Annotated in this window: 19 protein-coding genes; 4 read left to right on the top strand and 15 right to left on the bottom strand. The window is 71.5% G+C overall.

What is annotated here, in order from left to right:
• The first annotated feature begins 96 nt into the window (after positions 1-96).
• Positions 97-378 carry a hypothetical protein gene (locus C5708_RS13065; RefSeq protein ID WP_242921768.1) on the top strand — a complete coding sequence of 94 codons (282 nt, stop codon included), beginning with the start codon at positions 97-99 and terminating at the stop codon, positions 376-378.
• Between the two features lie 72 nt (positions 379-450).
• Here C5708_RS13065 and ettA read toward each other — a convergent pair whose 3' ends face one another.
• From ettA to C5708_RS13050, 3 genes are all read right to left on the bottom strand, one after another.
• Positions 451-2,118 (bottom strand): energy-dependent translational throttle protein EttA, encoded by a 1,668-nt coding sequence (ettA, locus tag C5708_RS13060; RefSeq protein ID WP_242921767.1) that lies wholly within the window; start codon positions 2,116-2,118, stop codon positions 451-453.
• Between the two features lie 96 nt (positions 2,119-2,214).
• On the bottom strand, positions 2,215-3,441 hold the full coding sequence (locus tag C5708_RS13055) for an acyl-CoA dehydrogenase family protein (RefSeq protein WP_242921766.1): 1,227 nt from the start codon (positions 3,439-3,441) through the stop codon (positions 2,215-2,217).
• A gap of 43 nt (positions 3,442-3,484) precedes the next feature.
• Positions 3,485-4,600, bottom strand: coding sequence for an acyl-CoA dehydrogenase family protein (locus C5708_RS13050; protein WP_242921765.1), 1,116 nt, complete (start codon positions 4,598-4,600; stop codon positions 3,485-3,487).
• Between the two features lie 154 nt (positions 4,601-4,754).
• Here C5708_RS13050 and C5708_RS13045 point away from each other — a divergent pair, with 154 nt between their 5' ends.
• The 3 genes from C5708_RS13045 to C5708_RS13035 all read left to right on the top strand — a co-directional run bounded on the left by C5708_RS13045 (position 4,755) and on the right by C5708_RS13035 (position 10,590).
• Positions 4,755-5,300, top strand: a complete 546-nt coding sequence (locus tag C5708_RS13045; protein WP_242921764.1) for a hypothetical protein — start codon at positions 4,755-4,757, stop codon at positions 5,298-5,300.
• A 106-nt stretch (positions 5,301-5,406) separates the two neighbouring features.
• Positions 5,407-7,998, top strand: a complete 2,592-nt coding sequence (gene pepN / locus C5708_RS13040) for an aminopeptidase N (RefSeq protein ID WP_242921763.1) — start codon at positions 5,407-5,409, stop codon at positions 7,996-7,998.
• Positions 7,999-8,163: 165 nt separating this feature from the next.
• Complete coding sequence (locus C5708_RS13035; RefSeq protein ID WP_278253950.1) at positions 8,164-10,590, top strand: PAS domain-containing sensor histidine kinase; 2,427 nt, start codon at positions 8,164-8,166, stop codon at positions 10,588-10,590.
• Between the two features lie 9 nt (positions 10,591-10,599).
• Here C5708_RS13035 and C5708_RS13030 read toward each other — a convergent pair whose 3' ends face one another.
• The 12 genes from C5708_RS13030 to ccmI form a co-directional block, all read right to left on the bottom strand.
• Positions 10,600-11,061 carry a periplasmic heavy metal sensor gene (locus C5708_RS13030; protein ID WP_242921762.1) on the bottom strand — a complete coding sequence of 154 codons (462 nt, stop codon included), beginning with the start codon at positions 11,059-11,061 and terminating at the stop codon, positions 10,600-10,602.
• Positions 11,061-11,489, bottom strand: a complete 429-nt coding sequence (locus C5708_RS13025) for a hypothetical protein (RefSeq protein WP_242921761.1) — start codon at positions 11,487-11,489, stop codon at positions 11,061-11,063. The genes C5708_RS13030 and C5708_RS13025 overlap by 1 nt, the downstream gene beginning before the upstream one ends.
• A 16-nt stretch (positions 11,490-11,505) precedes the next feature.
• Positions 11,506-12,054 (bottom strand): RNA polymerase sigma factor, encoded by a 549-nt coding sequence (locus C5708_RS13020; protein WP_278253949.1) that lies wholly within the window; start codon positions 12,052-12,054, stop codon positions 11,506-11,508.
• A 57-nt stretch (positions 12,055-12,111) separates the two neighbouring features.
• On the bottom strand, positions 12,112-12,330 hold the full coding sequence (locus tag C5708_RS13015) for a hypothetical protein (protein ID WP_242921759.1): 219 nt from the start codon (positions 12,328-12,330) through the stop codon (positions 12,112-12,114).
• A gap of 94 nt (positions 12,331-12,424) precedes the next feature.
• The gene (locus C5708_RS13010; RefSeq protein WP_242921758.1) at positions 12,425-15,346 is read right to left on the bottom strand and encodes a bifunctional [glutamine synthetase] adenylyltransferase/[glutamine synthetase]-adenylyl-L-tyrosine phosphorylase; all 2,922 of its coding nucleotides are present in this window, start codon (positions 15,344-15,346) and stop codon (positions 12,425-12,427) included.
• A complete protein-coding gene (locus C5708_RS13005; RefSeq protein ID WP_242921757.1) occupies positions 15,336-16,739 on the bottom strand; it encodes an ATP-binding protein in 1,404 nt (467 codons plus the stop codon). The genes C5708_RS13010 and C5708_RS13005 overlap by 11 nt, the downstream gene beginning before the upstream one ends.
• Positions 16,740-16,751: 12 nt before the next feature.
• Positions 16,752-17,423: a response regulator transcription factor gene (locus C5708_RS13000; RefSeq protein WP_242921756.1), complete on the bottom strand. Its 672-nt coding sequence runs from the start codon at positions 17,421-17,423 to the stop codon at positions 16,752-16,754.
• 92 nt (positions 17,424-17,515) lie between these two features.
• The gene (locus C5708_RS12995) at positions 17,516-19,069 is read right to left on the bottom strand and encodes a Do family serine endopeptidase (RefSeq protein ID WP_242921755.1); all 1,554 of its coding nucleotides are present in this window, start codon (positions 19,067-19,069) and stop codon (positions 17,516-17,518) included.
• A gap of 148 nt (positions 19,070-19,217) precedes the next feature.
• Positions 19,218-19,718: a cytochrome c-type biogenesis protein gene (locus C5708_RS12990; protein WP_242921754.1), complete on the bottom strand. Its 501-nt coding sequence runs from the start codon at positions 19,716-19,718 to the stop codon at positions 19,218-19,220.
• Positions 19,715-21,709 carry a heme lyase CcmF/NrfE family subunit gene (locus C5708_RS12985; RefSeq protein ID WP_242921753.1) on the bottom strand — a complete coding sequence of 665 codons (1,995 nt, stop codon included), beginning with the start codon at positions 21,707-21,709 and terminating at the stop codon, positions 19,715-19,717. The genes C5708_RS12990 and C5708_RS12985 overlap by 4 nt, the downstream gene beginning before the upstream one ends.
• Positions 21,706-22,203, bottom strand: a complete 498-nt coding sequence (ccmE, locus tag C5708_RS12980) for a cytochrome c maturation protein CcmE (RefSeq protein ID WP_242921752.1) — start codon at positions 22,201-22,203, stop codon at positions 21,706-21,708. The genes C5708_RS12985 and ccmE overlap by 4 nt, the downstream gene beginning before the upstream one ends.
• 46 nt (positions 22,204-22,249) lie before the next feature.
• Positions 22,250-23,356: a c-type cytochrome biogenesis protein CcmI gene (gene ccmI / locus C5708_RS12975; protein ID WP_242921751.1), complete on the bottom strand. Its 1,107-nt coding sequence runs from the start codon at positions 23,354-23,356 to the stop codon at positions 22,250-22,252.
• Positions 23,357-23,402: the final 46 nt, after the last annotated feature.

Raw genomic sequence — 23,402 nt, 5'->3', positions numbered from 1 at the left:
CTCAAGGCGAAATCCAATGCAACGCTCCTCGTCCATCGGCGTTGTGCGCAGTGCTGGCTGCGATCTTGCAGCCGCCGAGATGAGGAAAACCGCGCAATGCTGTCGAAGACCTTTGTCCTTGGGGTCGCCGCCCTGTCCCTGGCCGTTGCGCCCGCCATGGCGAAAACGACGCACAAGAAGGCCGCCGAACCGGAGGCCGCCGGCAGCCCCAACGCCGGCCCGATCCCCTACGACCAACTGCCCAAGGACGATGCGCCGGCCGCCAAGGCGCCGGCCCACAAGGCCAAGGCGCACAAGGCCAAGCACCACAAGGCCAAGCCGAAGGCCGCCCCGGCCGCCGCCGCCCCGGCTCCCGACGCCGGCGCGCAGCCCAAGTAGGAGCGGATACGGCTCCCGACAAAAAAGGCCCGGCGATCGCCGGGCCTTTTCCTTTTCGGACGCGCCGTCAGGTCAGCGGCTGAACTTCTGGAACTTGATCCGGTGCGGGATCAGGCTGTCGGCGCCCAGGCGGCGCTTCTTGTCTTCCTCATAGGCCTCGAAGTTGCCTTCGAACCATTCGACGTGGCTGTCGCCCTCGAAGGCCAGGATGTGGGTCGCCAGGCGGTCGAGGAACCAGCGGTCGTGGCTGATGACCACGGCGCAGCCCGCGAAGTCTTCCAGCGCCTCTTCCAGGGCCTGCAAGGTTTCGATGTCCAGGTCATTGGTCGGTTCGTCGAGCAGGATCAGGTTGCCGCCGGCGGCCAGCGTCTTGGCCAGGTGGACGCGGTTGCGCTCGCCGCCCGACAGCAGGCCGACCTTCTTCTGCTGGTCGCCGCCCTTGAAGTTGAAGCCGCCGACATAGGCGCGCGAATTGATCTCGCGCTTGCCGACGACCATGACGTCGGTGCCGCCGCTGATCTCCTGCCAGACGGTCTTGTTCGGGTCGAGCGCGTCGCGGCTCTGGTCGACATAGGCCAGCTTGACCGTCTCGCCGACCTTGATCGCCCCGGCGTCGGGCGTTTCCTGGCCGGTGATCAGCTTGAACAGGGTCGACTTGCCGGCGCCGTTCGGGCCGATGACGCCGACGATGCCGTTCGGCGGCAGCCTGAACGACAGGTCCTTGAACAGCAGCTTGTCGCCGTATTCCTTTTCCAGATTGTCGACTTCGAGCACGACGTTGCCGAGGCGCGGGCCGGGCGGGATCTGGATGGTGGCGAAGGTCTGGGCGCCGCGGGCGTTCTCCTGCTCGGTGACCATCTTCTCATAGGCGGCCAGGCGGGCCTTCGACTTGGACTGGCGGGCCTTGGCGTTGGAGCGCACCCAGTCCAGTTCGCGGGTGAGCGCGCGCTGGCGGGCTTCGCTTTCGCTCTGCTCCTGCACGACGCGCTTCTGCTTCTGCTCCAGCCAGCCGGAATAGTTGCCCTCGTAGGGCACGCCCTTGCCGCGGTCGAGCTCCAGGGTCCACTTGGTGACCTGGTCGAGGAAGTAACGGTCGTGGGTGACCAGGATCACGCAGCCGGGGAAGGCTTCCAGGTGGTGCTGCAGCCAGGCCACCGACTCGGCGTCGAGGTGGTTGGTCGGCTCGTCGAGCAGCAGCATGTCCGGCTTGGACAGCAGCAGGCGGGCGAGCGCGATGCGGCGCTTCTCACCGCCCGACAGGCTTTCGACCGACCAGTCGTTGGGCGGACAGCGCAGGGCGTCCATGGCCATTTCGATGCGGCTGTCGATGTCCCACAGATCGCCGGCGTCGAGCTTCTCCTGGAGGGCGGTCATCTCCTCCATCAGCTCGTCGGTGTATTCCTCGCCCATCAGGGTGGCGACTTCGTTGTAGCGGTCGAAGATCTTCTTCTCTTCGCACCACGAGATGACGTTGCCCCAGACGTTGAGCTGCTCGTCGAGCTGCGGCTCCTGCTCCAGGTAGCCCATCTTGACGCCGTCGGCGGCGCGGGCCTCGCCCGAGAACTCCTTGTCGATCCCAGCCATGATCTTCAGCAGGGTCGACTTACCCGAGCCGTTGACCCCGACCACGCCGATCTTGGCGTCGGAGTAGAACGACAGCCAGATGTTCTCGAAGACCTTCTTGCCGCCGGGATAGGCCTTGGTCAGGCCCTGCATCTGGAAAATGTACTGCTGCGCCATGGCGGCTCGGGTCCGTTCGGTATCTGCGGGAGTTGGGCGCTCTCATAGCTGAGGGCGCCCCGCCCGTGCAACGTCGGCGCAGTATTCGAGCCGAGATCACCGCCCCGTCGGCATGTCCTTGAACGGCACGTCCTTGTCGACGCGGACCTCGCCCGGCAGGCCCAGGACCCGCTCGGCGATGATGTTCTTGAGGATCTCGTCGGTGCCGCCGGCGATGCGCAGGCCCGGCGCCCACATCAGGCTCTGCTGGAACGCCGCCTCCATCGGGGCCAGGGCCGGATCGTTGATGATCCCGTACTGGTCCTCCATCTCGACCGCCAGGTTCGACAGGTCCTGCAGCTGATTGGCGGAAATGATCTTGCCGATTGAACTTTCCGGTCCCGGCGTCTGGCCTCGCGACAGCGCCGTCATGGTGCGGAAACGGGTCAGCTTCAGCCCTTCGGCCTGGACGTACCAGTCGGCCAGCTTCTCGCGGAACGAGGCGTCCGACAGGGCCGGCCCGTTCCCGGCCGGCAGGTCGCGGGCGAGGTTCATGATCTCGGCGTAGTTCGGCCCGGCCGACCCGCCGACGGCGAGGCGCTCGTTCATCAGCGTGACCAAGGCGACCTGCCAGCCCTGCCCCGGCTCGCCCAGGCGCTGGCTGTCCTTGACACGGACGTCGGTGAAATAGACCTCGTTGAACTCCGAACCGCCCGACATCTGGTAGATCGGCCGCACCTCCACGCCCGGCGACTTCATGTCGATCCAGAACATGGTCAGGCCCTTGTGCTTGGGCGTGTCGGGATCGGTGCGCACCAGCACGATGCCGTAGTCGGAATACTGGGCGCCGGTGGTCCACACCTTCTGGCCGTTGATCACCCAGTCGTCGCCGTCGCGCACGGCGCGGGTGCGCGCCGCCGCCACGTCCGAGCCGCCGGCCGGCTCGGAGAACAGCTGGCACCAGATCTCCTCGCCGCGCACGGCCGGGCCGACGAAGCGCTGCTTGGTCTCGTCATCGGCGAAGGCCATCACCGTCGGCACGCACATGCCCAGGCCGATGGTGAAATAGCCGTAGTTGACGCCGGCCTTGCCCTCTTCCTGGTTGAAGATCACCTGCTGGATCGGCGATCCGCCGCCGCCGCCCCAGGCCTTGGGCCAGGTGATGCAGGCGTAGCCGGCCTCGGCCTTGCGGGCCTGCCAGGACTTGGCGGCGGCCATGTGGTCGTCGGTGTTGGGCCGGCGCCCGCCCGCGCTTCTGGCGGCGTGGTCGGCGGCGTTGGCCTCCAGCCAGGCCTTGGCCTGGGCGCGGTAGGCGGCCTCTTCGGGGCTGTCGTTGAAGTCCATGTTCGTTTCCTCGAATGTCGTTGAGCGGTGCGCGGCGCGGCGGTCAGGCCGCGTTGCGGCGCTCCAGCTGCTGAACCAGGCGTTCCTTCCAGACCTTGGGCGCGCCGGCGACCAGGGAAAGCTGTCGCGAGCGGCGATAATAGAGGTGACAATCGACGTCCCAGGTGAAGCCCATGCCGCCGTGGGTCTGGATGTTCTCCTTCGCGGCGAACCAGAAGGCTTCCGACGCCGCCACCCGCGCCGCCGAGGCGGCGATGGGCAGTTCGGCCGCGCCGGTGTTGAGCGCCCAGGCGCCGTAATAGGCGTTGGAGCGGGCGACCTCGTTCTTGACGTAGATGTCGGCCAGCTTGTGCTTGATCGCCTGATAGCCGGCGATGACGCGGCCGAAGGCGTAGCGTTCAAGAGCGTAAGCCTTGGCCATCTCCAGGCAGCGGTCGGCGCCGCCGACCTGTTCGAAGGCCAGCAGCACCGCCGCACGGTCCATCACCTGCTCGACCAAGGCGAAGCCCTCGCCCGCCGCGCCGACGCGGGTCGCCGAAGCGCCGCTGAAGGTCAGCCTGGCCGCGCCGCGGGCCGGATCGAGGGTCTTGAGGGTCTCGCTCTGGACGCCCGCGCCCTTGAGGTCGACCAGGAACAGGCCGGGCTTGCCGCCCTCGTTGGCCAGGACCAGCGCCACGTCGGCGATGTCGCCGTCGGTGACCGGGATCTTGACGCCGGTCAGCTTGCCGCCCTCGACCTTGGCCTTGACCGAAGCGGGCGTGACCGGGCCGGGACCTTCGGAGGTGGCGAAGGCGCCGATCAGTTCGCCGGCGGCGATCTTGGGCAGCAGCTCGCCCTTCTGCTTGTCGTCGCCGGCCAGCAGCAGCGCCTCGGCGAGGAAATAGACGGTCGAGGCGAACGGGATCGGGGCGACGACGCGGCCCAACTCCTCGGCGATGGCGCAAAGCTCGACATGGCCGAGCCCCAGGCCGCCGAAGTCCTCGGGAATGGCCGCGCCCAGCCAGCCCTGAGCGGCCACGGCCTTCCACAGGCCCTCGTCATAGGAACGGTCGGCGTTGTCCATCACGCCGCGGACCACCGCAGGCCCGCAGTTCGCCTCCAAGAACTTGCGCGCTTCGTTCTTGAGGAATTTCTGGTCGTCGGAATAGTCGAAGTTCACGGCCCAAACGCCCTCCCGGCATGCGCGCCCAGGCGGCGCGTCGTCTTTGTAGGCGACGAGCATAACCACTTGTGCGCACAGGAAAAGATTGACCTGGCGTCAACGATTCCGGGCGATAAGCGAAGGTTGCGAACAACGGTTTGGGGGCGTGCGCATGGCCAAGGCTCAGTTTCACCGCAACCAGAAGGTCTGGGTCGAGAGCGTCGGCGCCTGGGCGGTGGTCGAGAAGATCGTCCCGGTCTGGGCCAAGGGCTTCGACGAGCCGGTGCGGATCACCTACGACGTCGGCCTCGGCCGCGAGTTCCTGGCCAACGAACTGCGGGCCGAGGACAAGGGCGAGGACGGCGGCGACGCCGACCTCGGCGACTGGCGGTTGCTGCGCGCCCGCAACAAGTGGCAGACCCAGGAGGACTGCGCTCATCACCCCTATCCCGGCACCTATCCGGTGGTGGTGACAGACCCCAACGACTGGGGCGGCTGGCGCACGCCGGGGGCCGAATACGACCGCGACCCGCGCAAGATCGAGTTCCAGGCCCGGCTGATCGCCAGCGCCCCGAGGTTGCTGAAACTGGCCCAGGACCTCAACGACCTCGTCGCCGAGGCGCCCGAGGACGCCCCTGGCGACATCCTGGCCCTGGCGCGGCGCGCCCAGACGGTGCTGCGCTACCTCGCCGAGGTCCCGGCGCCGGCGGCCCAATGAGCGCCGCGGCCCGGGTCGGCGGCGAACGGGCGAGGCCGCTCGGGGGCTGAAAAAGAAGACGCCGCCTCGAGATGACACCGCGACGCGGCGGCGCTACATCCGGAGCATGCGCACCGACACGCCCGAACCCGTCCGCCTTTCCGACTATCGCCCGCCCGCGTTCCTGATCGACGAGGCGGCGCTGGAGTTCCGGCTGGAGCCGACGGCGACGCGGGTTCGGGCCCGCCTGTCGGTGCGGCGCAACGGCGTCCACGATCAGCCGCTGACGCTCGACGGCGTGCGCCTGTCGCTGCTCGGGATCGAGATCGACGGCCGCGCCCTGTCGCCCGCCGAATACGAGGTCGCCCCCGAGACCCTGACCATCGCCGCCGTCCCCGACGCCTTCGTCCTGGTCACCGAGGTCGAGATCGATCCTGAGGGCAACAAGGCCCTGGAAGGCCTCTACATGTCCGGCGGCCGCTTCTGCACCCAGTGCGAGGCCGAGGGCTTCCGCAAGATCACCTACTTCCCCGACCGGCCGGACGTGCTGGCCCGGTACACCGTCCGGATCGAGGCCGACGCGGCCTATCCGCGCCTGCTGTCCAACGGCAACCTGATCGAAAGCGGCGAGACCGCCGACGGCCGCCGCTACGCGGTCTGGAACGACCCCTTCCCCAAGCCCTGCTATCTGTTCGCCCTGGTCGCCGGCGAGCTGGACGAACTGGCCGACAGCTTCGTCACCCTGTCCGGGCGCGAGGTCGCGCTGCGGATCTATGTCGATCCTGGCCAGGCGCCCCGGGCCGCCTACGCCATGGACGCCCTCAAGCGCTCCATGAAGTGGGACGAACAAGCCTTTGGCCGGGAATACGATCTCGACCTGTTCATGATCGTCGCCGTGCGCGATTTCAATTTCGGCGCGATGGAGAACAAGGGGCTGAACATCTTCAACAGCTCCCTGCTGCTCGCCGACGCCGAAACCGCCACCGACCTCGACTATGAGCGCATCGAGAGCGTCGTCGCCCACGAGTATTTCCACAACTGGACCGGCGACCGCATCACTTGCCGAGACTGGTTCCAGCTGTGCCTCAAGGAGGGCCTGACCGTCTTCCGCGACCAGAGCTTCTCGGCCGACATGCGCGGCGAGGCGGTGCAACGGATCAAGGACGTCAAGGCGCTGCGCGCGCGGCAGTTCCCCGAGGACGCCGGCCCCCTCGCCCATCCAGTGCGGCCGTCCAGCTATATGAAGATCGACAACTTCTACACGGCGACCGTCTACGAGAAGGGCGCCGAGGTCATCCGCATGCTCAAGCTGCTGCTGGGCGAGGCGGACTTCCGGCGCGGCATGGACCTCTATTTCGACCGCTGGGACGGCCAGGCCGCCACGGTCGAGGCCTTCATCGCCTGCTTCGCCGAGGCCTCGGGCGCCGATCTCGGCGACTTCTTCCGCTGGTACGAGCAGGCCGGCACCCCCGAGGTGTCGATCTCGGCCGAGTGGGACGAGGCCGGCGCGGCGCTCGACGTGCTGCTCACCCAGAAGACCGCTCCCACGCCCGGCCAGGCGATCAAGGCGGCGCTGGTGACGCCGGTGGCCCTGGGCCTGCTCGACGAGGACGGCCGGGTCCTCAAGGACACCGAGGTCGTCCTGCTGGCCGAGGCCGAACGCCGGGTGCGGATCGAGGGCGTGCCCCGTCGCCCGGTGCTGTCTGCGCTGCGCGGCTTCTCCGCGCCGGTGCAGTTGGCCGTCGACGCCCCGTCCCGCCACCGCTACGTGCTGCTCGCCGCCGACGTCGACCTGTTCAACCGCTGGGAGGCCGGCCAGGAGCTGGCGCGGGAGCTGATCCTGGCCCGCGCCGCCGGCCACGCCGACGAAGTCGGCGAGGAACGCTTCGCCGAAGCCCTCGGCCGCGCCCTTGACGACCAGGCGGCCGAACCGGCGTTCAAGGCGCTGCTGCTATCCCTGCCCGGCGAGCAGGACCTGGCCATGGCCAGCACGCCGGCCGATCCGCACGCCATCCACGCGGCGCGCCAGGCCTTGCGCCTGCGCATCGCCGCCCATCTCGGCGACCGGCTGCGCCGCCTGCACGCCGACATGCGGGACGCCGCCCCCTTCTCGCCCGACGCCGCCAGCGCCGGCCGCCGCGCCCTGCGCAACGGCGCGCTCGAGGCCCTGGCCTGCGATCCCCACGCCGACAACGTCGCCCTGACCGTCGCGCACTTCGAAGGCGCGGCCAACATGACCGACGCCATGGGCGGGCTGACCGCGCTGTCGCAGATCGGCGGCCCGGCCTTCGAACAGGCGCTGGCGGCGTTCTACGCCCGCTGGAAGGACGAACCGCTGGTGATCGACAAGTGGTTCGCGATCCAGGCGCGCGATCCGTCCGACCTGGCGCTCGGCCGGGTGCTCGGCCTCACCGCCCACCCCGCCTTCGACCTCAAGACCCCGAACCGCATGCGCGCCCTGGTGCAGACCTTCGCCAACGGCAACCCCGCCCGCTTCCACGACCCCAGCGGGGCGGGCTACCGCTTCCTGGCCGACCAGATCCTGGCCGTGGACGCCTTCAATCCGATGACCGCCGCCCGGCTGGTCGAGCCGCTGGGCGGCTGGCGACGCTACGCGCCGGCCCTGGGCCAGGCCATGCGCGCCGAGCTGGAGCGGATCGCCGCCGCGCCGGGCCTGTCGAAGAACGTCCTCGAACTGGCGTCGAAAGCCCTGGCCTGACCCTTAGATTTCCAGCGCCGCCACGCTGTTTTGCGCCGTTACGGCCGTGACTCGAATCTAAGGCGCCGCCTAAGCTGGTTAATCGGGATTCGGGGCGAGGACGACGTTTTGGCGCGCGTTGGGGGCGACAGCAGGAAGGAGGCTCGCGGAGCGACCGCGGCCGCCATGCCGGCCCACATCCGGGTCGCCCTGCTCGCCGCCCTGCTGATGCTGGCCGTCTACACCGCCTTCGCCGCCATCCGCCTGCAGCGGCCGCCGGCCGCCGGCCCCGAGGCGGCGGCTTCCGCCGCCGCCCTGACGGCGGCGCGGCTGGACGGGGAGTTCGCCGCCACCCGCGCCGCGCTGACGGCCGCCGTCGAGGTCGCCGGCCGCAACCCCGACCGCCCGCTCGACGCCGCCGAGACCGGCCTCAAGGCCGCCGACGGCGCAGCCGACGCCCTGGGCCTGGTCGGCGCGGACGGCCTGAAGGCCTCGGCCGGACGCCCCTCGCCCACCCTGGTGCGGGCCGCCCAGGCCGCCGCCCGCTCCGGTGAAAGCTTCTGGGTCGGGCCGGTCGAGGGCGACGGCGCGGGACGGATCTATGCGGTGCTGGCCGCCCCGGCGGGCCGCGAGCGCGCCTGGGCCGTCGCGGCCCTGCGCCTCCAGAAAAGCCTGGACGACGTCGCCGAGGCGGTGGCGGTGACGACGCCGGCCGGCAAGATCCTGGCCGCGACCGGCGGCGTCGCCAAGGCCGGCTCCCTGGCCGAGGCCTTCTCCGTCAATCCTACCGATTTCAAGTCCGGCGCCGCCGCCGGGGTCTTGCCGTCCGGTGCGGCGGCGCGGGTGGCGATGAAGCCGGTCGCCGGCGGCGCGCTGCTGATCGTGGCCGCCGTCAAGACCGGCGGGCCGGCGGGCCGGCGGGCGATCTCCACCGACGACCTGGTGTCGCTGGTCGCGCCGCTGGCCATCGGCGTCGCCCTCATCGTCCTGCTGCTGCTCCAAGGGCGCAAGGCCAAGCAGGTCCAGCAGGCCGCCAGCGTCAGCGAAAAGCGCTTCCGCATAGCGGTCGAGGCCGCGCGGTGCGGCATCTGGGAATGGGACCTGCACGAAGACCGCGTGTTCATGTCCGACGTCACCGGCGCCATCCTCGGATGGGGCGGCGGCGGCGTCGTCTCCGGGCGCGAGGTGCTCGAACGCGTGGCCGCCGACCATCGCGACCGCGTGCGCCAGGCCCTGACCTCGGCGGCGGCCTACGGCGCCTTCGACGTCTCGTTCCGGGTGCCCAACCGCAACGGCCGCTCGGCCTGGATCGACGCCCGCGGCCAGGCGTTCGACACCGATCCGGCGTCGGGCGACTACGGCCGCATCGTCGGGGTGGCGCTGGACGTCACCGAGGAGCGCATCGCCCAGGCGCGGGCCCAGGCGGCCGAGACCCGGCTGCGCGACGCCATCGATTCCACCTCGGAAGCGTTCGTGCTGTGGGACCGCGCCGGCCGCCTGCTGATGTGCAACCGCAACTACCGGGAGTTCTTCTCGATCGAGCCGCGCGTCCTCAAGCCCGGCACGCCGCGCGACAGCGTGATCAGCATCGCCGCCCTGGCGGTGAAGCAGGAGCTGCCCGCGCCCGACGGCCGGCCGGGCGTGCGCGAGGCCGAGTTGAACGACGGACGCTGGGTGCAGATCTCCGAGCGCCGCACCGCCGAGGGCGGGCTGGTGATGACCGCCGCCGACATCACCGCCATCAAGAACCAGGAAGAGGCCCGTCGTCTCAACGAGGAGGCGCTGCAACGCGCCGTCGACAGCCTGGAGAGCAGCCAGGCGCAGCTGGCCGAGCTCGCCCGCAAATACGAGAGCGAGAAGATCCGCGCCGAGGGGGCCAACAAGGCCAAGAGCGAGTTCCTGGCCAATATGAGCCACGAGCTGCGCACGCCGCTGAACGCCATCAACGGCTTCTCGGAGATCATGGTCCACGAGATGTTCGGCCCGCTGGGCGACGACCGCTACAAGGAGTATTCGCGCGACATCTTGAGCTCGGGCCAGCATCTGCTCGCCCTCATCAACGACATCCTCGACATGTCCAAGATCGAGGCGGGCAAGATGAACCTCAAGCTGGAGCCGCTCCATCTCGACGAGGTGGTCGAGGACACGGTCCGGCTGATGCGCAACCGGGCCGAGACGGCCGGCCTGCGCCTGATCGTCGACCTGCCGCCCCTGCCCCTGATCGAGGCCGACTACCGCGCGCTCAAGCAGGTGCTGCTGAACCTGTTGTCGAACGCCCTGAAGTTCACGCCGCGCGGCGGGCGGGTGACCATCAGCGCCAGCACCGAACCCGCCGCCTCGGGCGAGCAGATGCGCATCTCGGTAGCCGACACCGGCATCGGCATCGCCAAGGAAGACCTGAAGCGCCTGGCCAGGCCGTTCGAGCAGATCGAGAACCAGCACGCCAAGACCCAGCAGGGCACCGGCCTCGGCCTCGCCCTGACCAAGTCGCTGGTCGAGATGCACGACGGCAGGCTGACGCTGGAGAGCGAGCCGGGCGTGGGCACCACGGTCAGCGTCATCCTGCCGGTGCGCCGCCCCGGGTCACTGGGCTCGGCCTACGTCGCGGCCTGAGCCGCCAGGTCAGCGGTTATTCTGTTTCTTAGGGGGCGGGCGGCGCAGCCCTTCGCCCAGCGCCGCCCGCTCGTCGGGCGGGAGGCCGGCGGCGTAGGCGACGACGGCGGTCTCAAGCTGCCCCCGCGCGGCGACGTCGGCGTCGCGGGCCCGGCCGAGCAGGGCGTTGGCCGCGGCCGGATCGAACTGCGGCTTGGCGAACTCGTCGGCGGCGGCGTTGCGCGCCTGCTTGGCGGCGGCGGTGATCGGGTGGACCTTGATCCCCTCTTCCTTGAGCATGTCGCGATAGGCCTCGCGATCCTTCTCGTTGAGGGCGTCGCCCGCCTTGACCAGGGCGCTGGGCTGCTTGGCCTGGGCCTTCTGGCGCTCGGCCCGCAGCTGCATGGCTCCGGCCCCCACGAAGGCGCCGACCACGAACACGTTGAAGATCAGCGAGATCGCCAGGGCGATCTGGAGGCCGCGCCCGTTCATCAGCTTTCCTCGGGCTCAAGGCCGACGCCGGGGCTCGGCGCCCCCTGGAACACGGTGGCCACCGCGATCAACGCCTCGCCGGCCGGATCGGGCGCGGCGCGGCCGGACAGGGCGGCCCCGGCCATCACGCCGGCGGCGCAGGCCGCGGCCAGGCCGGCTCCACGCAGCCAGGGGCTCGCCCAGACCCATGGGGACCGCCTGCGAGGGGCGGGCGCGGACGCGATGATCCGCTCGCGCAGAGCCGCAGAGGCCTCGGGCGAGCGCCAGGCGTCCAGCGCCGCGTCCAGGCCCCGCGCCTCGGCCAGAGCCTGGGCGGCGTCCGGCGACACGGCCAGGAACGCCCTGGCCTGGTCTCGCTCGGCCGCCGGCCAGCGATCGAGATCGCCGCCCCAGGCCTCGGCCAGGCCGCGAAAACGTTCCGCGTTCACAGTCGTTCCCTTCGCATCATCTCAGGTCGCCCAGCCGCGAACGCAGCGTCCGGCGTCCGCGCGCCAACAGGCTCTCCAAAGCCTCGACGCTGATCCCCAGGACATCCGCAGCCTCTATATTGCCCAACTCTTGATAGTGGCACAGCACTATGGCCTCGCGCTGCCGGTCGGGCAGCGCCCGTACGGCGGCCTCGACCCGCCGCCCGACGTCCAGCGCCATCAACCCACGATCGGGCGGCGCGCCGGGATCGACCTGCTCCGGCGGCTCGGCCGTCGGCTGTTCGCGTCGTCGCCTCAGCCGGTCGTAGCAGAGGTTCATCGCCACCCGATGCATCCAGGTGTCGAACCGGGCCGCGCCCGGCCGCCACTTGGGCGCCTGTCGCCAAGCCCGCAGGAACACTTCCTGCGCCACGTCCTCGGCCTCCGCTCCGTCGCCCAGCATGCGGACCGCCAGGGCCACCATGCGCGGCAGCTTGCGGGCGATCAGGGCGCGCACCGCCGCCGGGTCGCCACGCCCGACCCGTTCGACCAATTCTCCGTCCGGATCGGCGTCGCCGCCTGCCAACCGCCACCTCGCCCTGATCGACCCCGCGCGTCATTGGATCAGATCGAACCGCATCCGTCAGCCGCCAGGTCGCGACTGGGCGGCTCGCCTTTCGTCTTCGGTCAGCACGCCGTCATGGTCGGTGTCGGCGCGCATCAGGCGGTCGGCCTGCGCCTTCTGGAACTGCGCCAGGGTAAGGCCGGCCGGCGCCGGACCCAGCGGCGCGGCGTGGGCGGCCATGGCGCCGACGCCCGCCACGCCCAGCGCGCCAGCCGCCATCAGAAAGGTCTCGAGCATCGGCGTCTCCTTCCGAGCGCGCCGACGCTTCGGCTCGCCGCAGGTTCCGGTCGTTCAACGGCGGAGGCGGCTCGTTCCGTCGCCTGTCGGACGCTCAGCGAATCAACATCGCCGCAGCCGTCGCCGCCTCGGCCCGCGCGCCGCGCAGTTTCGCCTGCAGGGCGCGGAAGTCGCGCGCCTGTCCCGCCCGGGCCAGCAAAGCCTTGAAGGCGCGCGGCTCCTCGGCCGGGTCGACGTCGTCGTCCAGGGCCACCTTGAGCACCTGCGACAGGTCCTGCTGCAGCCGCCAGGCGGTCTCCAGCGTCTCGACGGCGCGAGCGTCGGCCAATCCAGCCTCGGCCAGGGCCCGCAGCGCCTCGCCGGTATGGGCGCGCAACGGGCCGCCCCGCGAAGCGTGCACGATCTGGAGATGCTGGGCGGCGAATTCGATGTCGACCAAGCCGCCGGGCGACAGCTTCAGGTCCCAGAATCCCTTGGCCGGGCGCTCCTCGGTCATCAGGGCGCGCATGTCGCGCACGTCACGGGCGGCGCGGGCGGCGTCGCGCGGGCGACGCAGGGCCGCCTCCAGCGCCGAGGCCGCCTCGGCGGCGAAGGCCGGGCTGGTGGCCCAGGCCACCCGTCCCCGCGTCAGGGCCAGCAGCTCCCAGGTCTCGGCCTCGCGGGCGTAGTAGTCGGCGAAGGCGGCGGCGCTGACCGCCACCGGCCCCTTGGTGCCGGACGGGCGCAGCTGCAGGTCGACCTCGTAGAGGCCGCCCTCCCCGGTCGGCGCCGACAGGGCCGCGACCAGCCGCTGGGTGAAACGCCCGTAGAAGGTCTCGGCCGCCCACCCCTTGCCGGCCGAGGCGGCGGCCGGGTCGGCGGCGCGATAGAAGGTCATCAGGTCGAGGTCGGAGCGCGCCGTCATCTCGCGCGAGCCGCACTTGCCCAGGGCGACGACGGCGACCTCGCCGGGGAAGGCCCCGCCCAGCCGTTCGACCTCGGCCAGGGCGGCCGGGGCCAAGGCTTCGATGCAGGCGTCGGCGAGATCGGCGAAGGCCGGCCCCGCCTGGGCGGCGGCGGCGGCTCCGCTCATCACTTGCACGCCGACGCGGAAGGCCTGTTCGCGCTGGGCGCGCCGCGCCGCGTCCATCGCCGCCTCGAAGCCGTCGGCCCGCCGGACCGCCTCGGTCACCGCCTCCGCCAGCTCGCCCGGCTCGACGGCGGCGAAGAAGCGGCTGTCGAGCATGGCGTCGAGCGCCGCCGGCCGTCGCGCCAGGGTGGCGGCGAGATTGGGCGCGAAGGCCATCACCTCGACGATCAGGCCGAACAGCCTCGGCTGGGCCAGGAACAGCGACTGGATCTGCACGCCGGACGACAGCCGGGAGAAGAAATCCGCGAACCGCAGGAAGGCCTCGTTGGGAGCCCCGGTGGCGTTGGCCGCCTCCAGCAGCCGGGGGGCCAGGCGGGTGAACAGCTCGCGGCCCCGCTCGGTCCGGGTGGCGCTGATGTGGCCATGATGCCAGGAACGGATGGTCGACGAGACCTGCGCGGGATTGGAGAATCCCATCCGCTTCAGGGTGGCCAGGGTCTCGGGATCGTCCTCGACCCCGGTGAAGACGAGGCTGCCGAAGCGCGAGGACAGGTCCTCGTCCTCCGAGAACAGCTCGCCGTAGCGGGCGTTGACGCCCTTGAGGATGCGTTTGACGGCGGCGTCGAACCGCCGCAGGTCGTCGTGGCCCCACAGCGCCGCCGGTCGCCGCCGCTCGGCGTCGGATTCGGGCAGCTTGTGGGTTTGCTCGTCGGCGACCATCTGCACCCGGTGCTCCAGCGCCCGCAGGTCGGCATAGGCCTCGGTCAGCTCGGCGCAGGCCTCGGGCGTCACGTGCCCCGCCTCGGTCAGCGCCGCCAGCGCCGCCAGGGTGCGTCCGGCGCGCAGGGCCGGGTTGCGCCCGCCGAGGATCAACTGCTGGGTCTGGACGTAGAACTCGATCTCGCGGATGCCGCCGCGCCCCAGCTTGAGGTCCGCGCCCTTGGCCTGCAGCCGGTCGTCGACCTTGTAGGTGTGGATCTGCCGCTTGATCGAATGGATGTCGGCGATGGCGGCGAAATCGAGGTTCTTGCGCCAGATGAACGGCTGCAGCTCGCGCAGGAACGCCTCGGCGCGCGGCAGGTCGCCGGCGCAGGCCCGCGCCTTGATGAAGGCCGCCCGCTCCCAGTTCTGGCCGACGGTCTCGTAATAGTCGAGGGCGGCCGCCACCGGCACGGCCGGCGGCGTCGACGACGGATCGGGCCGCAGGCGCAGGTCGACGCGGAAGACGTACCCTTCGGGGGTGCGGTCCTGCATCAGCCGCGAAACCGCCTGGGCCAGACGGACGGCGAACCCCTGCGGCTCGACGCCCTCGGCCAGCGGCAGGGCGGACGGCTCGTAGAACACCGAGATGTCGATGTCGCTGGAATAGTTCAGCTCGAAGGCGCCGTGCTTGCCCATGGCCAGCAAGAAGAAGCCGGGAACCGGCCCGGCCGCCGCCGCCGGATCGCTCGCGAGCAGGCGGCCGCGGGCGACCTCGGCCCTCGCCGCCAGCGCCAGGGCGGCGCGCAGGGCGGCGTCGGCGAACCGGCTGAGCGCGTCCGTGACCTGATCCAGCGTCCAGACGCCGCCGAGGTCGGCCAGGGCGATGGCCAGGTGGGCGTCTGCCTTGAGCTCGCGCAGGCGCGCGCCGCCGGCCTCCGGGTCGGCCTCCGAGGCCTCGACTGCGCCGGCCTCGGCGAGGATGGCCGCCAGGCGGACATCGGGGTCCTCGCCCAGGGTCCGCCGCAGCCGCTCGGGAGAGCGGCGGGCGAGCGCCGCCAGGTACGGGGCCGCCGAGAACACCGGCGCCAGGGCCGGCCAGCCTTTGGCCAGCAGGTCGGACCAGCCGTCCCGCGCCGCCGCCTTGGCGATCTGTTCGCGGGCCCGCTCGGCCGCCGCCGCGTCGAGAACGGGACCGCAGGGGACGGCTCGCTCGCTCAGGGACACCGCCCGCTCCTCAACCGACACGCGGCAGGACGAAGGCCACCCGCAGGCCCGGCCCCATCTCGCCGACCTTGCCCGGCCCCTCGCTCAGCTCCAGCCGCCCGCCGTGCGCCTCGGCGACGGCCGAGACCAGCGACAGGCCCAGGCCGACCCCCGGCTGGCTGCGGCTGTTCTCCAGGCGGACGAACCGCTGGACGACCCGCTCGCGGTCCTCGTCCGGCACGCCGGGTCCGGTGTCGGTGACCGAGAACTCGATCTCGCCGGACGAGCGCCGCCGCACGCGCAGCATCACCGCCCCGCCTTCGGGGGTGTACTTGACCGCGTTGTCGAGGATGTTGGCCAGGGCCTGGGCGATGAACTCGCGATTGCCCCGCGCGATCAGTCCCGGCGTCAGCTCGGCCTTGAACTCGACGCCCTTGTCCTCGCACAGCGGCTCGTACAGTTCGGAGACCCCGGCCGCCAGCTCGCCCGGGTCGAAATTGATCTGGTCGGGAGCGTTGCGCGCGGCTTGCAGCCGGGCGATGGCCAGCACGGCGTTGAAGGTCTTGAGCACGCCGTCGGCGTCCTGGAGGGCCTGCTCCAGCGCGCGGGTCGGGTCGCCCTTGCCGGCCTCGACGTCGAGCAGCGCCACCTCCAGCCGCGTCCGCAGCCGGGTCAGCGGCGAGCGCAGGTCGTGGGCGATGGCGTCGCCGGCGTGGCGCAACGCGCCCATGGTGCGTTCGAGCCGGTCGAGCATGTCGTTGAGCCCGCCGGCGAGGTCGTCGAACTCGTCATGGGCGCCGCGCAGTTGCACGCGCGCGCCGATATCCCCGGCCTGCACCGCCGCCACCGTGGTGTTCAGGCCGCTCATGATGCGGTTGACGTTGCGGCTGATCAGCGCCCCGCCGACGAGGCCGAGCACGATCACCAGCGCCCCGGCCCCCCAGAGCGCGCGGACGATCTTGGTGACATAGGCTTCCTGGGCGCCGACGTCGGCGCCGATGAACAGGCTCTCGCCGCCGGCCAGCTTCTGCTGCAGGCCGCGCGCCGGCCGCTTGACCTCGGCGCCGTCCATGTCGGTCTCGGTGACCTGGAAGCCGACCCACTGTTCGCCGCCCTTGAAGTTGCGGACCGGGCTCTCCTCAATGGTGCCGGAGATGCGCCGGCCGTCCTTATCGAGCAGGAGATAGAAGAACGGCCGGTCGCCGGCCGCGCGTTCGACCATGGCGGCGTTGAGCGCGTTCATGCCGCCCTGGCGATAGACTCCCTGGAGCGAGGTCATCTCGCGGGTGACCTCGCGGTCGGCCTTGCGCGTCACCTCCCCGGCCGTGGCGATGTAGATATAGGCCAGGAACGCCGCCGCCGCCGCGGCGAACAGCGCCAGAAACAGCAGGGTCAGCCGGAACGGCGTCGTTCTGAATATGGCGGGCAGGCGCATCCTGGCGCGCGATCAGGCGTCGAGGCGATAGCCCGCGCCGCGCACGGTCTGCAGCATGGCCCGGTCGAAACCCTTGTCGATCTTCGAGCGCAGGCGCGAGATGTGCACGTCGATGACGTTGGTCTGCGGGTCGAAATGGTATTCCCAGACCTTCTCCAGCAGCATGGTCCGCGTCACCGACTGGCCGGCGTGGCGCATCATGAACTCCAGGAGCTGGAATTCGCGCGGCTGCAGGTCGATCTCCCGTCCCTGGCGGTGAACCGTGCGGGCGATGAGGTTCATCTCCAGGTCGCCGACCCGCAGCAGGGTCTGCACCGAGCCGGTCTCGCGCCGGCGCGACAGCGCCTCGACGCGGGCGATGAGTTCGGCGAAGGCGTAGGGCTTGACCAGATAGTCGTCGCCGCCGGCCTTGAGCCCGGTGACCCGGTCCTCGATCTCGCCCAGGGCCGACAGGAACAGCACCGGCGTCTGGTCGCCCTGCCCGCGCAGGGTCTCGACCATGGTCAGGCCGTCCATGTTGGGCATCATGCGATCGACGACGAGGACGTCGAACTCGGCCGCCTGGGCGGCCTTCAGGCCCTCGGCCCCGTCGGGGGCGTGCGTCGGCTCGTGCCCGGCTTCGGTCAGGCCGCGGACCACGGCCGCCGCGGCGTCGAGGTCGTCTTCGATGATCAGAATACGCACGCGCTCACTCCCCCAATAGTCTTGGTCCCTCGGGACGGCTCCTTAGAGCCGGACGGACCGCCCCAGCCCCTGGGACGGCCCGCCTGAACGACCTATTTTTCGATCTTCACCGGCAGGAACAGCGGCCGGCCGTCGCGGACGATCTGCAGCAGGACGCTGGTGCGGCCGGCCTTGCGGGCCGCGTCGACCGCGCCGGCCACCTGGGCCGGCGAGGCCGCCACGACGGTGGCGTCGGCCAGCTTGACCCCCGAGATGACGTCGCCGCGGCGAAGCCCCTTCTGGCCGGCGTCGGACGAAGCCTGCACGGCGTCGATCACCACGCCGCGCACGTCCTTGCCGATCGTGTAGCGCCGGCGCGCGGCCTCATCGAGCGGCGCCAGGGTCATGCCCAGCACGTTCGGGCGGGCGGCGGGCGCGTTGTCGGGCGCGGCCGGCGCGTCGTCGTCGCCGCTGTTGTCGTTGGCCGCCAGCGTCTTCTCGGACGGACGGACCCCCGCGCGCACCTCGATGGTCTTGGTCTTGCCGTCGCGGACCACGTCCAGGCGCATGACGTCGCCGGTCTTGGTCGCCGCCACCTGACGGGTCAGGTCGGTGTTGTTGGCCACCGGCTTGCCGTTGATGCCGACCACGACGTCCCCTTGATGCACGCCGGCCTTGTCGGCCGGGCCGCCGGGCGTCAGCTCGGCCACCAGCGCGCCCTTGCGGCCGCTGAGGCCGATGGAGTCGGCGGTCTCGGGGGTCAGGGTCTGGATCACCGCGCCCATATAGCCGCGCGTGACCTTGCCGCCGCTGATCAGCTGCTTGACCACGCGGTCGGCGATTTCGGACGGAATGGCGAAGCCGATGCCCACCGATCCGCCCGAGGGCGAGAAGATCGCGGTGTTGACCCCGATCACCCGGCCATAGACGTCGAAGGTCGGGCCGCCGGAATTGCCCCGGTTGATGGGGGCGTCGATCTGGATGTAGTCGACGAACTGCTCGCCGATGTCGCGGCCGTAGGCCGAGACGATGCCGGCCGTGGCCGTGCCGCCCAGGCCGAACGGATTGCCGACGGTCATCACCCAGTCGCCGACGCGCGGCTTGCCCGAGTTCTCGAAGTCGACGAACGGAAAGTCGCCGCCGGTCTGGACCTTGAGCACCGCCAGGTCGGTGCCTTCGTCGCGGCCCACGACCTTGGCCTTCAGTTCGCGCTCGTCCTTCATGATGACGGTGATGTCCTCGGCGTTCTCGACGACGTGGTTGTTGGTCACCACGTAGCCGTCACGCGAGACGAAGAAGCCCGAGCCGGCCGACAGCGCCTCGCGCTGGGCGGGGGGGCCGTCCTGACCCTGCGGCGTCTGCGGCAGGATGTCGAACGGGAACCCGGGGATGCGCTTGGTCATGGCGCGGGCGTCGACCTTGGACTTGACGTTGATCGACACCACCGCCGGGGACACCCGGTCGAAGATGTCGGCGAACGACAGCGGCGCGCCGGGCGGCGGCGCGAAGATCGGCGACATCGAGGTCTTGGTCACGGCCAGCGGCTGATGCTGGGCGGTCTGCCCGACCGCGGGCGGCAGCCGCAGGCCTGCTCCCGCCAACGCCGCGGCCGCGACGCCTGCACCGGCGACCGCGCCAACAATGAAACCCGTCTTCTTAGCGGCCATACTAATGATCCTCGTCCTCAGGCCATGCAGCGCGCCCGAGCCTTTCAGCACCAAGTTAAGGTGCGTTGCCCGAACACGCCAATCCTCTCAAGTTATCTTTCAGTCATGTCGGAGGTGTTTCATGGGGCGGAAGTATGGCCGGGCGGTGTCAATCGCCCTTGTCGGGCTCGCCGCGCCCGATCAGGGCCGCCAAACGCGCCTCCTCCTCCGCGCTCAGACCGGCCGCCGCCTCGCCGCCCTCGCCCGCGCCGCGGCGGCGCAGGAACAGGACCGCGCCCACGCCGACGATCAGGAACGGCGCGCCCCACAGCGCCAGGTTGCCCCATGAGAACGCCGGCTTGAGCAGGATGAACTCGCCGTAGCGACGGACCAGGAAGGCGCGGACGTCGGCGTCGGTGCGGCCGGCGGCGATCTGGCCACGCACCGTCTGGCGCAGGTCGTGGGCGAGATCGGCTTCGGAATCGTCGATCGACTCGTTCTGGCAGACGACGCAGCGCACCTCGCGGAACAGCGACCGGGCCCGCGCCTCCTGCACGGGGTCGGGCAGGCGCTCGCCGGGATCGGCGGCGGCGGCCAGGCAGAACAACGCCGCCGCGACGACGGCCGCCCGCCGCGCCGCGCCGCCCGCCCAGGCGCGGCCGCGCGTCACGTGGCGGCCTCGGCGGCGGTCGCGGCGGAAGCCCGGCGAGGAAGGGCGAAACGCAGACGCCGGTCGGACAGCGAGATCGCCCCGCCCAGCGCCATCAGCAACGGCCCAAGGAAGATCAGCCGCGCCAGCGGGTTCCAGTAGACCCGCACCAGCCAGGCCGGCGCGCCGCCCTCGCCGGCCCGACGCTCGCCCATCACCACATAGAGGTCGTCGAGGCCGCGCGCGCAGATATGCACCTCGGAGGTGGTCTGGCGGCTGGCCGTGTAGAATCGTCGCTCGGGCGTGGCCACGCAGGCCTGGGCTCCGTCGCGCGTCGCCGTCAGGACGGCCCGCTCGGCCAGGTAGTTGGGCCCGTCGACGTCGCGCACGTCGTCCAGCCGCAGGCTGTAGCCTCCGACCTGCAGCGACTGGCCGATGGACAGGGCGCGCGCGCCCTCGTCGCGGGCGGCGATCTCGAAACAGGCCCCGAGCACGAACACGCCCAGGCCGGCGTGAGCCAGGGTCATGCCCCAGGCGCCGCGCGGCAGGCCGCCCAGCCGCCGGCCGACCTCGCCCAGCGGCGCGCGGCCGAGACGGACCCGTTCGGCCAGCTCGACCACGGCCCCGACCACCAGCCAGGTCCCCATCGCCAGCCCGCCCGCCGCCAGGCCCTTGCCCGGCTCGGCCGCGACGAAGCCGACGACCGCCGCCGCCAGGGCGGCCAGGGCCGCGCCCCACAGCCTTTGGACCGCGCCCAGCAGGTCGCCTCGCTTCCAGGCCAGCAGCGGCCCCGCCGGCAGGATCAGCAGGCAGGCGGCCATGATCGGCGCGAAGGTCAGGTTGAAATAGGGCGGTCCCACCGACAGCGGCTGGCCGCTGATCGCCTCGCGCAGCAGCGGATAGAGCGTGCCGAGCAGGACGGTGGCCGTCGCCGCCGACAGAAACAGGTTGTTGAGCACCAGCGCGCCCTCGCGGCTCACCGGCGCGAACAGCCCGCCGGGGGCGAGCCGGGGGGCGCGCCAGGCGAACAGCGCGAACCCGCCTCCGGCGGCGGCGGCGAGGATCGACAGCAGCAGCACGCCCCGGGTCGGGTCGACGGCGAAGGCGTGGACCGAGGTCAGCACGCCGGAGCGGACCAGGAAGGCTCCCAGCATCGAGAACGTGAAGGCGGCCAGGGCCAGGAACACCGTCCACCCCGCCAGCGCCCCGCGCTTTTCCGTCACCACGGCCGAATGCAGCAGCGCCGCGCCCACCAGCCAGGGCATGAAGCTGGCGTTCTCGACCGGGTCCCAGAACCACCAGCCGCCCCAGCCCAGCTCGTAATAGGCCCAGAACGAACCCAGGGTGATGCCGACGGTGAGGAAGCTCCAGGCCGCCAGGGTCCAGGGCCGCACCCAGCGCGCCCAGGCCGCGTCGACGCGGCCCTCGATCAGGGCGGCGACGGCGAAGGAGAACACCACCGAAAAGCCGACATAGCCCGAGTAGAGAAACGGCGGATGGAAGGCCAGCGCCGGGTCCTGCAGCAACGGATTGAGCGAGCGCCCCTCGACCGGCGGCGTCGCCAGCCGCAGGAAAGGATTGGAGGCCAGCGTCGCATAGGCCAGGAACAGCACGCCCAGCCCGCCCTGCACCGCCACCACGGCCGCCTTCAGCGTGGCCGGCAGGCCCCGCCCGGTCAGCGCCACCGCCGCGCCGAACCCGGTCAGGGCCAGGCACCACAGCAGCATCGAGCCCTCGTGGCTGCCCCATACCCCGGCGACCTTGTACAGCAGCGGCTTGGCGGTGTGCGAATTGGCCGCCACGTTCGAGACTGAGAAATCCGAGGTCACGAACGCGTACATCAGCGCCGCGAAGGCCAGGGCCACGGCGACGAAGGCTCCGCCCGCCGCGCCCTCGCCGGCGCCCGACAGCACGGGCGAGCGCGTGATCCGCCCGGCGGCGGAAAGGCCGGTCTGGGCCAGCGACAGCGCCAGCGCCAGCACAAGGGCGAAGGCCCCCAGCTCGGCGATCATCGGCCGCCCGCCTGGGCCGGGGCCGCCTCGGCGATCCCCGCCCCCTCGCCGCGCCACTCGCCCGAGGCCTTCAGCGCCTTGGTCACCTCGCGCGGCATGTACCGCTCGTCGTGCTTGGCCAGCACCTCGGTGGCGACGAAGACCCCGTCCTGGCGGAACGCGCCCTTGGTGACCACCCCCTGCCCTTCGCGGAACAGGTCGGGCAGGTCGCCGCGATAGACCACAGTGTCGGCGGCGGCGTGGTCGGCCACGGCGAACTCGACCGTGCCGTCCGGATGCTTGGCGACGCTGCCCGGACGCACGAGGCCGCCGAGTTGGATGGTGCGGCCGGCGGGAACCTTGGCCGCCTGGGCCTGGGCCGGCGAATAGAAGAAGGAGACGGTGTCGCCCAGGGCGAAGAAGGCCATGACCGCCGCGCCGCCGAGAACCACGGCGGCGGCGGAGACGACGAACAGGCGGCGGCGGGCCTTGCGGGATTTGGGCAACAGGGACATCAGCGCTCTCGGCGGCGAGACATAGCCGCATCCCCCGGGCGACGCATCATTTTCCGCCTCCGGCCTCGGACTCGACGACCTTGAGGGCCTCGGGACGGCCGGCGAACAGGCGGCGCGCCTCGGCCAGGGCCGCGTCGCGCCGGGCCTTGTCGCCGAGGACGCCGTACGAGCGCACCAGCCGCGCCCAGCCCTGCGGGTCGTCGGGCTGGGCCTTGAGGCGCGCGGCCAGTCCGTCGACCATCGAACGGATGAAGGCCTGTTGCGCGCCGGCTTCTTCCGGAACGGCGGCGGCCGACGCGGCGGCGGGCTTCAGCCCTCCGTCGCGAACGACGGCGGCGATCTCGTCCTCCAGCCCGGCGCGGCGCGGATCTCCGGCCGGCAGCTCGGCCGCCAGACGACGCCATTCGGCCAACCCGGCCGCGACATCGCCGGCCGCGAGGTTGGCCCTGGCCAGATGGTAGCGGGCCGACGGCGCGGCCGGATCGAGCGCCACGGCGCGACGGAAGGCCGCCTTGGCGTCAGGGCCGATCTCGCCGCCGGCCTCGGCGACCAGGGCCTCGCCCGCCGCCGTCCACAGGTCGGCGCGGGACGGGGCCAGCGCCACCGCCTTCTGCAGGCTGCGCACGGCCGAGACCATGTCTCCCGACGCGGCCTGGGCGCGGGCGAGATAGTAGAGCGCCTGGGGATCGCCGGGCCGCTCGGCGGTCGCCGCCTGCAACAGGGCGACCATCCGCTCAGGATCGAGGGTGGCGGGATCGGCGGCGCGCCATTCGGCCAGCCGCTTCGAGAACGGCTGATCCGCATACTGCGGCGAGCCGATCGCCAAGTAGATGGAGACCGCCAGCAGCGGCGCGCCGGCGGCGATCAGCACCACCGCCCGGCGGCCGGCCGGCCGCCCAGCCGCCGGCTCGGGCCGCGCCTCCCGGTCGGCGGCCGACAGCAGCCGTCGCGCGGCCTCGGCGCGGGCCGACCGGCGCTCGGTCTCGGCCAGCAGGCCGCGCTCGGCCAGTTCGTCGATCTCGCTCAGCTGCCTTTCATAGACGGCGGCGGTCGGATCGACGCCCCCGCCGGCGCCCGCCCGCGCGGCGCGATGCAGGATCAGCGCGGCGGCGGCGGCGGACAAAAGGGCGGCGACGAGCCAAAGGGCGATCATGCCGCGCTGTTAGCCCATCATCCGCCAGCATGCGAGGGTCTATCGC

The sequence above is a fragment of the Caulobacter sp. CCUG 60055 genome, from assembly GCF_022750545.1.
Classification (GTDB): Bacteria; Pseudomonadota; Alphaproteobacteria; order Caulobacterales; family Caulobacteraceae; genus PUIC01.
The sequence above is the reverse complement of the archived record's forward strand: the minus strand, read 5'-3'. Positions and strand labels throughout refer to the sequence as shown.

Coding starts and splice junctions, on each gene's coding strand:
- C5708_RS13065 (WP_242921768.1), top strand. CDS start 97: ATGCTGTCGAAGACCTTTGTCCTTGGGGTCGCCGCCCTGTCCCTGGCC.
- ettA (WP_242921767.1), bottom strand. CDS start 2,118: ATGGCGCAGCAGTACATTTTCCAGATGCAGGGCCTGACCAAGGCCTAT.
- C5708_RS13055 (WP_242921766.1), bottom strand. CDS start 3,441: ATGGACTTCAACGACAGCCCCGAAGAGGCCGCCTACCGCGCCCAGGCC.
- C5708_RS13045 (WP_242921764.1), top strand. CDS start 4,755: ATGGCCAAGGCTCAGTTTCACCGCAACCAGAAGGTCTGGGTCGAGAGC.
- pepN (WP_242921763.1), top strand. CDS start 5,407: ATGCGCACCGACACGCCCGAACCCGTCCGCCTTTCCGACTATCGCCCG.
- C5708_RS13035 (WP_278253950.1), top strand. CDS start 8,164: ATGCCGGCCCACATCCGGGTCGCCCTGCTCGCCGCCCTGCTGATGCTG.
- C5708_RS13030 (WP_242921762.1), bottom strand. CDS start 11,061: ATGAACGGGCGCGGCCTCCAGATCGCCCTGGCGATCTCGCTGATCTTC.
- C5708_RS13015 (WP_242921759.1), bottom strand. CDS start 12,330: ATGCTCGAGACCTTTCTGATGGCGGCTGGCGCGCTGGGCGTGGCGGGC.
- C5708_RS13005 (WP_242921757.1), bottom strand. CDS start 16,739: ATGCGCCTGCCCGCCATATTCAGAACGACGCCGTTCCGGCTGACCCTG.
- C5708_RS12995 (WP_242921755.1), bottom strand. CDS start 19,069: ATGGCCGCTAAGAAGACGGGTTTCATTGTTGGCGCGGTCGCCGGTGCA.
- C5708_RS12985 (WP_242921753.1), bottom strand. CDS start 21,709: ATGATCGCCGAGCTGGGGGCCTTCGCCCTTGTGCTGGCGCTGGCGCTG.
- ccmE (WP_242921752.1), bottom strand. CDS start 22,203: ATGTCCCTGTTGCCCAAATCCCGCAAGGCCCGCCGCCGCCTGTTCGTC.
- ccmI (WP_242921751.1), bottom strand. CDS start 23,356: ATGATCGCCCTTTGGCTCGTCGCCGCCCTTTTGTCCGCCGCCGCCGCC.